The sequence below is a fragment of the Bacillus sp. AFS001701 genome (assembly GCF_002559405.1).
Classification (GTDB): domain Bacteria; phylum Bacillota; class Bacilli; order Bacillales; family Bacillaceae_G; genus Gottfriedia.
Window position 1 is genome coordinate 1 of record NZ_NTZO01000166.1, and the last position, 7726, is coordinate 7726.

General features: G+C 32.0%; 9 protein-coding genes. 4 read left to right on the top strand and 5 right to left on the bottom strand.

From position 1 onward, the window contains the following. The first annotated feature begins 151 nt into the window (after nucleotides 1–151). Nucleotides 152–967: a formate/nitrite transporter family protein gene (locus tag CN514_RS12600; RefSeq protein ID WP_098232891.1), complete on the top strand. Its 816-nt coding sequence runs from the start codon at nucleotides 152–154 to the stop codon at nucleotides 965–967. A 199-nt stretch (nucleotides 968–1166) separates the two neighbouring features. On the opposite strand, the gene CN514_RS12605 is transcribed toward CN514_RS12600, so the two are convergent. From CN514_RS12605 to CN514_RS12620, 4 genes are all read right to left on the bottom strand, one after another. Then, nucleotides 1167–2822, bottom strand: coding sequence for a b(o/a)3-type cytochrome-c oxidase subunit 1 (locus tag CN514_RS12605; protein WP_098232899.1), 1656 nt, complete (start codon nucleotides 2820–2822; stop codon nucleotides 1167–1169). Nucleotides 2823–2830: 8 nt separating this feature from the next. After that, complete coding sequence (locus CN514_RS12610) at nucleotides 2831–3301, bottom strand: cytochrome c oxidase subunit II (RefSeq protein ID WP_098232892.1); 471 nt, start codon at nucleotides 3299–3301, stop codon at nucleotides 2831–2833. A gap of 14 nt (nucleotides 3302–3315) precedes the next feature. Beyond that, a complete protein-coding gene (locus CN514_RS12615; RefSeq protein WP_098232893.1) occupies nucleotides 3316–3444 on the bottom strand; it encodes a cytochrome c oxidase subunit 2A in 129 nt (42 codons plus the stop codon). A 742-nt stretch (nucleotides 3445–4186) separates the two neighbouring features. After that, nucleotides 4187–4423 carry a hypothetical protein gene (locus CN514_RS12620; RefSeq protein WP_098232894.1) on the bottom strand — a complete coding sequence of 79 codons (237 nt, stop codon included), beginning with the start codon at nucleotides 4421–4423 and terminating at the stop codon, nucleotides 4187–4189. Between the two features lie 292 nt (nucleotides 4424–4715). Between CN514_RS12620 and CN514_RS12625 the strand changes: the two genes are divergently transcribed. Continuing rightward, nucleotides 4716–5414 (top strand): Dph6-related ATP pyrophosphatase, encoded by a 699-nt coding sequence (locus CN514_RS12625; protein WP_176525891.1) that lies wholly within the window; start codon nucleotides 4716–4718, stop codon nucleotides 5412–5414. A 111-nt stretch (nucleotides 5415–5525) separates the two neighbouring features. Here CN514_RS12625 and CN514_RS12630 read toward each other — a convergent pair whose 3' ends face one another. Next, nucleotides 5526–6095 carry a hypothetical protein gene (locus tag CN514_RS12630; protein ID WP_098232896.1) on the bottom strand — a complete coding sequence of 190 codons (570 nt, stop codon included), beginning with the start codon at nucleotides 6093–6095 and terminating at the stop codon, nucleotides 5526–5528. Between the two features lie 291 nt (nucleotides 6096–6386). On the opposite strand from CN514_RS12630, the gene CN514_RS12635 reads away from it, so the two are divergent. Together CN514_RS12635 and CN514_RS12640 are read left to right on the top strand one after the other, a co-directional pair. Further along, the gene (locus tag CN514_RS12635) at nucleotides 6387–6941 is read left to right on the top strand and encodes a histidine phosphatase family protein (RefSeq protein ID WP_098232897.1); all 555 of its coding nucleotides are present in this window, start codon (nucleotides 6387–6389) and stop codon (nucleotides 6939–6941) included. Between the two features lie 112 nt (nucleotides 6942–7053). Continuing rightward, nucleotides 7054–7626 (top strand): RtcB family protein, encoded by a 573-nt coding sequence (locus CN514_RS12640; protein ID WP_098232898.1) that lies wholly within the window; start codon nucleotides 7054–7056, stop codon nucleotides 7624–7626. Nucleotides 7627–7726: the final 100 nt, after the last annotated feature.

Consider the following 7726-nt stretch of genomic DNA (forward strand, 5'->3'; position numbering starts at 1 on the left):
GGATTACTTCTTGAAAAAATTAAGAGACGAATTTCTAATGAAAATGAAACATTTTATCTTTGTGGAAATTTACAATTCGATGAATTGATGAGTCAAGCACTATTAGAGCGAATTCAAGAGAAGGTTAAAATCTAAATATAGGGTGATCAGTATGAAAGAAGTTATTAATTTAATTGGAAATGTAGCTATTTCGAAGACAAACCAAATAAAAGCAAGTAAATCAAGATATATGGTCCCTACAATGATGGCAGGATTTTTTGTAGGATTAGGTATTATTTTAATCTTTACGATCGGTGGATTACTTGCACCAACTGGTTTTGCGGGTACGAAAATTATTATGGGTGTTTCCTTTGGGATTGCCTTAAGTTTAGTCATCATGGCAGGAGCGGATTTATTTACTGGAAATAATATGATTATGTCGATCGGTATGTTAGAAAAAAAGGTTAATTGGGTTGATACAACGAAAGTATGGGGATATAGTTATCTAGGCAATTTATTTGGCTCGGTATTAGTGGCGTTCTTATTTGCATACTCAGGGCTAGCTATTGGTGGTGTGGCAGATTTTATTAATAATGCAGCCGCAGCAAAAATGAATGCACCATTTATGGAATTACTAGTTCGTGGAATTCTGTGTAATATACTTGTTTGTTTAGCGCTGTGGTGTTCATTTAAAATGAAATCTGAAGCAGGAAAATTAATCATGGTATTTTGGTGTCTGTTTGCGTTTATTACTTCAGGATTTGAGCATAGTATTGCAAACATGACATTATTATCAATCTCATTACTTATTAAACATCCAGAAACAGTTACACTAGCCGGAATGGTTTCGAATCTAGTACCGGTTACAATTGGAAATATCATTGGTGGAAGTTTATTTGTAGGCGCAGCTTACTGGGTTTCTAGTTCGGATGCAAAAAATAAAAAATATTCAAACGATAAATATAATGGAAATAAAAAAGCAGCATAATCTACTTATAAAAAAATAAAAACCAAAAAGAAACAACCTTAGATCAAAATCGGAATAGGTTGTTTCTTTTTATTATTATATTCAGGGGGGATATTTTCTTTTATTATTCTTCTTTAGTCGTTAAATCTACAAGAATAACGATACTGATAACGCATACTAAAATTAACGAAAATGTAAATACGAACAAATTAATTCACTCCTACCATGTTTTGAAACCTTCCGATCCAGTCGGATGATGATTATGCATCATATGTGATAAAGGAATTGTATAAGCAATTGCAATTAATACAATCGAAACGCCAATCCAAAGCCACCAATTTTCCAATATACGAGGTGTGTTTTCAGTATTACTTTCGGCAACTGGGAACTCAACTGTTTCTTCTTTCGAATTCGCAGTTGGTAAAGTGAATAACGCTTGTAGGACAATAAAAATTAATAATAAAGCAGATAAAAATAAAATTGATCCACCAACCGCAACTGTTACATGATTTGTGAATATACCAGAAAACCACTTAGCAGCTGCAGGATGACCCATATAATCAGTATATGAAGTTCGTCTAGGAGCACCATAAATTCCGAGAATATGCATTGTAGTGGACATTAAAAACATACCGATAGCCCAAGTGAAAATCTGTATAAACGCTAATTTTTGGAATGATTTTGTAAGTTTTTTTCCTGTTAAATAAGGAATAAGCCAAAAGGTTAATCCGAAAAATGTCATTGCAACAGGAGTACCAACTGTAATATGGAAATGTCCAACAATCCAAAGTGTGTTATGAACGATTTCATCTAATTGATAGCTTGCATTGATGATTCCTCCTGCACCACCTGGAGCGAAAAATAACATGGCAATGAAAAGTGATGTAAACCGAACATCTTTCCATGGTAATTTAAAAATCCAACCGAATAAACCTTTCGCACCTTTTTTTCTTCCAGAAATCTCAAACACAGCAAACATAGAGAAAGCCGTCATTAATGAAGGAATAATGACCATAAAAGTTAACACAGTCTGTAAGAATTTCCAGAAGCTTGAAATGCCAGGTTCTTGAAGTTGATGATGAAATCCGACTGGAATAGAGAACAAGAGAAATAAGATAAAAGAAAGTCGTGCAAGAGAGTCACTAAATACTTCTCCACCAACAATTTTTGGCATAATTGCATACCAGCCTATATAAGCTGGGAGTAGCCAAAAATAAACAAGTGGGTGACCGAAAAACCAAAAAAGTGATCGACTTAATTCAACGTTGATTGTGTCTACCCATCCGAACGACCACGGAATGAATTGAAATAGAACTGTCGCAGCTACACCAAGACTAGCAATCACCCATAATACGATTGTTGCTACAGTCATGAAAGCGATAAGTGGACTTATTTTACCTTTATTATTCTTTTTCCAAGCAACATAATGCCCAACTAATGCAAATCCACTGATCCATGTACCAACTACAAAAAGGGCTAAAGCAACATAAAACCAAGCATTAGCCTGCAATGGGGCATAGAATGTATATAATACAGAGGCTTGCCCTGATAATATTTCTAACACTGCAAGTATTGTTCCAATCGTCATTACAATAAAACCTAACCAAGTAAATGTCTGTACTTTCGAACCAAAATCACCTAATGTTTTACTCATTCCAGTAATTAAGAAACCAAATATAAAATATGTAGTAAAAACAAGCGCAAGCAGAACTCCATGAGCTGTTAGAATTTGATAGTAATCAAGCCACTTTGGAAGTTCAAGTGCATTATTTCGCACAAATACCTGCATAAGCCCAGTAAATGTACCAATTAAAAACGCAAGATACGCCACTACAATATGTGTTAAAGCTAGTTTGCGATCTGGTCTTCCTATCATTTCATTCATTATTTCACCGCCTCGATAGTAGTTTGCATAAATGAATGACCTGTTCCACAATATTCATTACATAAAATCAAATAATTTCCTGGCTTTTTAAAGGAATACTCCTTCGTATTAATTTGACCTGGAACAGCCATCATATTGACATTTGTATTAACGATCGAAAAACTGTGTGTCACATCGGTACTTGTCAAAACAAAGCGCACCTTCTTACCAACTGGTACTTTTAATTTGCTTGGTGCATAAGCAAATGTTTTTGCTAGTATTACGACTTCGTATGTACCATCATTTTTTTGATACACACCTGGACGATTAAATGGTGCAGTTTTTTCAACGGTTTGAGGATTTACCGTGTTCATCCCACCTGCTGGCTGAAGATGTGAACGAAAGGCTGTAATACCGATAATTACTAAGAAAACAATTAATGAAATCATTCCAAATGTTAACCATATTTTTTCGTATTTATGTAGATGCATGACCATCCTCCTTACTAGCGATGTAAATAAAAAGCATAGAAGCTAAACCATAAAATTAAAATGAAAACTCCAAGAATTAGGACACTGATTAAAGTTCCATTTAAATTATGATCTTGTTCTCTCGCAGTTTTTTTTGAAGACAATTAAATCCCTCCAATTTCAAAATTCAAGATATATACTAAAAGTTAGTTTAATTATTTCCAAGAATTTCTATTCATGGAAAATGAAAACAAAATATATAACATGCATTAAGGAAATGTAGATAAAAGTATTTCTATAAAAAAGGGGTATATAGAAGAGTTAAGTGGTGTAGGACATAGACTCTTAATATTTGTAGGTCCAATTATGAAATAGAAGCATTGATGGTTCTTATTTTTTATTTGATGAAATGTTCATAGTTTACTAGGAATCGATTAAAAAAGGTAGAATTAATGATTAAAGTTGAATTGAAAAGTTATGGGGTGAGTTATTTGGCTAAAACTATCCACTGCGATCGGTGTTTAAAAGAAATACGGATAAGAGGAGATCTCGTTACTGCTACGATGTTTTTTTAAATCGTTCCTTATCATGAGGATTGTTATGCAAAGGATTTAAAAGGCGTCAAAACACTTTTTTTAAATAATCAACCAATTAATGGTTTCTCAGGTAACTTTCTCACATTTCTAGCATTTGCGATTTGTATTGCGTCATTTTTTATTGATGACATTACAATGATCTACTTGTCAGTATTTGCGCTGATCGCAATAATGTATAGACTATATTCATTTTTAATTTTGAAAGACATCTAGAGAAGTAGAGGGATTTGAGTGAAGGGGAAAATACGAAGAGGGTTAATGAAAAATGTGATATAAAGTAAAAAACTCTGATAGACAGAGTTTTTTCTTTTTATTTACCAAAATTTCCAGCGAATTGCATGACAACTGCTTTAACTTCTTCAAGTTTATCAGGCTTTAATAAAGTAATCATCTTAGGAACAAATTGTTGCACTTCTTCTAATGAAAAAGTACCTTCATCTTGTTTTCTGAAGTTTTCTAAAAGAATTTCCCTTGCTTCATCTTCTTTACCTTCTTGAACTCTTTCTAAAATGAAATTTAAAAACATTTCTTGACCTTGCTTGTCCATTCTTGTTGCCTCCTATAAATAATTTATACAACCATAAGGTGTTATTTAAATTATAACACCTTATGGTTGTATGTCAATTTTATTTTTCAATGAATCATTCTTCGTTATTTATTTGCCATATTATAAAAATTTATTATATATTTTTGAAGATTAATCATATTTCTGGCTTTAGGTTATTTAAATGAATATTAATTATTTGAATAATGTTATAATTTTTTATGGAAGATGATGGAACCTATGTCAAATACGAGACTTTTAAAATGATTAATTAATAGAATAGTTTATAAAAAAGGTGGTAATCGCAATTAATAAGAAAAAAACAGCAGTATCTTTTAGTGGTAAAGATTCAACTTTGGCATTGCATGATCTTTTGCATTCTGATGAATTTGAAGTAGTCGTACTAATTGCATCAGTTACTGAAGGGTTTAATCGGACGAGCATTCATGGAGTAAGGGTTGAATTATTGGAGGCACAAGCAAATTCAATCGGTCTACCATTAAAGAAAATTTGGATTCCGGAAAATTGTTCTAATCAAACATATCAAGAAATTATGACAAAGGTTAATTTAGAGCTAAAGGAACAAGGGATTGAAAATATTGCATTTGGAGATTTATTTCTTGAAGACGTACGAAAGTATCGAGAGGAAATGCTTAAACCATTAGGTATTAATCCAATTTTTCCTTTATGGGGTGAAGGTACGACAAATGTGATTGAACGCTTTATTTCCTTAGGCTATAAAACGATTATTACATGTGTTGATTTAACTAGATTATCAGAAGAATTTTCTGGTAAAGAAATAGACAATCATTTAATCAACGAACTCCCAAAAGAGGTTGATCCTTGCGGTGAGAATGGAGAATACCATTCTTTTGTATTTGATGGTCCTATTTTTAAGAATCCTATTCAGTTTGGCATCGGAGAAAAGAAGCTAACTGCTGATGTTTATACAGGAGAAACTAGATTTTGTTATACAGATTTAGTTCTTGTTTAAAGTATGATTAATATTGAGAAAATAAAAGTTTTAAAATAGACTGTTAATTTGAAACAGTCTATTTTTGTGGTTTTAATAACGAACTAAAAATAACATTGAAATTGTTCAAATTTACTGTTTTTTCAAATTTGGGCCCCAAGGTGGCTCTGCTCCTGCATCCATCGTAATATTTTGCTTCGTTAATCCGACTTTCTTAGCATAATCATCTAACATTTCATAAACGGTTAACCGATGAAAAGACCCATTGGTAAAACGTGGTTCATTTCTTCTTTTTGGATCGACAATCCATAGTGACACCGAGTCTCTAGCCGTATGATCATTAAATTCATTTATTGGTACACTAAAGTCAATCTGTTCATTATATCCATTTGCTACAGTGATAATAGTAACCTCTCCCATTTGCTTCTTCGGAAAAAGAGGATCCTTCTTCACTGTTACTTTTATTTTTGCAATTCCTTTTGAATCTGTTAATTCAGTACCTAGAACTTTACCTAATGAATTGATTACAATAATCCTAGCGCCTTTAATCGGTTGACCAGATTCTCCTGAGGAGTCAGCTGATGGTCCTACTTGGACTGTAAGTGTTGCAGAAACTTCATTCAACTTTTCTGCTAGCGTTAACTGAGAAATACTTAAAAAAATGAAAGTGCTCAAAATAGTTGTAATACATATTCTATTCATCTATTCACACCGAACCTTGTATATTCTTTTTTGTTTAGTTTAAATTGAATTACTAAAAACTATACTTTTAAAAAATGGAATGATAATTGTTTTTTATTGTTAGGTTAATTTTTTGTCAAAATAAAAATTAAAACATGAAGAAGTAGAGTTATTGTAAAGGGAAAGTTAAAAAATTCAATAATACCCATGTATATGGAGAGTTATAGATGGCTGATTACAGTACAAGGAAATGCTAAATAAATATCGAATTTTATAGTAGGTATTAAAATGTTGGAAAGGGAGTGGTGCCAAATGAAAACGAACTTATACTTGGTAAGACATGCGCATTCAACTTATACTCCTGATGAAATAGGCCGACCATTATCTAAAAGTGGATTTTCTGATGCAAATATTGTTACTGAACTACTACTAAAAGAAAAAATCGACTACGTTGTTTCAAGTCCATATAAACGTGCAATTCAAACAGTTGAAGAGATTTCCAAAACATTAAACTTAGAAATTATTATTGAAGAGAATTTTAAAGAGCGACTCCTATCACTCGAGCCTGTCCCGGATTTTGAAGATATAATAAGAGAAGTTTGGATGGACTTTAATAAATCGTGGAATGGTGGAGAGTCAAATTATACGGCTCAAAAAAGAGGAATAGAAGCAATAAACAAACTATTAAAAAATTATTCTGGTAAAAACATTGTTATTGGTACGCATGGAAATTTGATGGTACTAATTATGAATTATTTTGATCAAAAATATGATTTCAATTTTTGGAATGGACTTGCTATGCCTGATATTTATAAATTAACCTTTGAAGGTGAATCATTAGTTGAAGTGAATAGAATATGGAATTAAATTTAGTACACTTCTAATCCTTGAATAGTGATGCTGAACGTAAAAAAGGAGAGAAGGAGTTTTTACTCGATATATCTTCTTGATATTCTACTAAAAAATGCATTAATCGGATATGGTGAAAGAAGTTGACGATTCCTTATTTTTCAGGAAATTAACGAATCGTAGAATAAGAGATGATATAATATTTCTAAGAGATCTATCAATTGCTCAACATTTCGCTTCGTTAAATAGAGAAACGATTGCTAAAATCATCATTGAAAAATATTTTAAACTCGATTTTGATTCGATTAAAAAAATTGAATCGGTACATAATTATATCGACCTTCAAAACAATATTCTAAGAAAAGGTGCAATTTCAGCTAGTGAGGGTGAAGAAATAATCATTCCGTTTAATATGGCATATGGATGTGTTGTAGGAAAAGGTAAAAGTTCAAGTGAGTACAATTATTCAGCACCACACGGGGCAGGGCGAATAATGAGCCGAACTGACGCAGTCTATAAAGTCGACTTAGATGTTTATCAAAAAGCAATGAAGGGCGTATATACAACCTCTGTTAACAAACATACAGTCGATGAATCACCAATGGTTTATAAAAAGCCTAAATTAATATTAGAAAATATTACTGAACAGATTGAGATCGATTTCTTCATGAAACCGGTTTACAATCTAAAAGCTGATAAATAACCTCTCTATTAAGAGAGGTTATTTTAATTTTTATTATTCAAATCTATAAAAATATTAATCAATTAAGTTCTTTCTCCCCACTATCAGTATAAAATTATAT

Bases quoted from the DNA above. Each gene is read 5' to 3' on its own strand.
- CN514_RS12620 (WP_098232894.1), bottom strand. From the start codon at position 4,423: ATGGACAAGCAAGGTCAAGAAATGTTTTTAAATTTCATTTTAGAAAGA.
- CN514_RS12610 (WP_098232892.1), bottom strand. From the start codon at position 3,301: ATGCATCTACATAAATACGAAAAAATATGGTTAACATTTGGAATGATT.
- CN514_RS12630 (WP_098232896.1), bottom strand. From the start codon at position 6,095: ATGAATAGAATATGTATTACAACTATTTTGAGCACTTTCATTTTTTTA.
- CN514_RS12605 (WP_098232899.1), bottom strand. From the start codon at position 2,822: ATGATAGGAAGACCAGATCGCAAACTAGCTTTAACACATATTGTAGTG.
- CN514_RS12600 (WP_098232891.1), top strand. From the start codon at position 152: ATGAAAGAAGTTATTAATTTAATTGGAAATGTAGCTATTTCGAAGACA.
- CN514_RS12640 (WP_098232898.1), top strand. From the start codon at position 7,054: ATGGTGAAAGAAGTTGACGATTCCTTATTTTTCAGGAAATTAACGAAT.
- CN514_RS12635 (WP_098232897.1), top strand. From the start codon at position 6,387: ATGAAAACGAACTTATACTTGGTAAGACATGCGCATTCAACTTATACT.